Origin of the sequence: Morganella sp. EGD-HP17 (assembly GCF_000512315.2) — a bacterium.
Taxonomy (GTDB): Bacteria; Pseudomonadota; Gammaproteobacteria; order Enterobacterales; family Enterobacteriaceae; genus Morganella; species Morganella morganii.
In genome coordinates this window covers 1-1,110 of record NZ_AZRH01000063.1, presented here as the reverse complement: position 1 = coordinate 1,110, position 1,110 = coordinate 1, and the positions used below count along the sequence as shown (strand labels likewise).

Below are 1,110 nucleotides of genomic sequence, written 5' to 3'. Positions count from 1 at the left end.
TTCAACCCGTTCGCCGGTATCACCGACATTAAGGAATCGGCGGAAAGCATCCGTGACCTGCTGCTGGTGCTGGCCAATCCGGCAGGCGGCATGGATGACACCTCCAAATCCATCCTGCTCAATGCCGTGCAGGAAGTCTGGGAGGACAAAGGCCGCGCTGCGCTGATTGATGATGTATCGGTACATCTGCAGACGCAGATTGACGGCGGGTATTTTGATAATGCCGATACTATCCGGCACCGGATGCAGGAAATCATTGTTTCCCTGAAAAAATACACCACGGAGGGGATTTACGGTGAGTATTTCAACAACCCGGAGCCTGCCCTGAAAGACGATGTCCGTTTTTCCGTGCTGGAGATGGGAAAGCTCAAAAACAAGCCGGATTTGCTGGCTGCCATCATGTTTTCCATGATGATTTACATCGAGCAGCAGATGTACCTGTCCCCGCGCAGTGAGTTAAAAATCGCCACGATTGATGAGGGCTGGCGGCTGCTCAAAAGCACGAACACCTTTGTCGGTGACTTCATTGAGAACGGTTACCGCACCGCCCGCAAACACGGTGGCGCGTACATCACCATTTCCCAGGGGATCGAGGACTTTGACGGGGAGCAGGCCAGTCTGGCCGCCCGTGCCGCCTGGTCTAACTCGTCCTTTAAAATCATCCTCAAACAGAACCCCGAAGCGTTCCGCAAATACAACCAGTACAACCCCGATCAGTTCTCGGTCAGCGAGCGTGCCGTGATAGAGGGATTCCCTGCCGCCCGTGATGCGCATTTCAGTGCCTTTATGCTGCGCATCTCCGGTCAGGTCTCCTATCACCGGCTGCTGCTTGACCCGCTCAGCCGCGTCATGTTCTCAACCAACGGTGAGGACTTTGAGTTCCGCGAACATGCCCGGAAACAGGGGATGACCATCAACGAAACCCTGTATCAGCTGGCGCAGCGTAATTTTCCCCGTGAAATGGAGGCGTTATCCCAATGGCAGCCACAAACCCGGCATTAACACAACATACTCCGGTAAAACCGCCGCGGCGCAGCCGCCGCCGCCGTCATGACTGTATCCGTGCCGTCTGCTTTTTCCTCGCTGTATCGGTGGCTGTCAGTGCCGGGG

1 pseudogene is annotated in these 1,110 nt (G+C 55.6%); it reads left to right on the top strand.

Annotated elements, in window-relative coordinates:
- Positions 1–1,002 (top strand): annotated as a pseudogene (locus X965_RS19645) (type IV secretion system protein TraC); the annotation flags it as partial.
- Between the last annotated feature and the right edge of the window lie 108 nt (positions 1,003–1,110).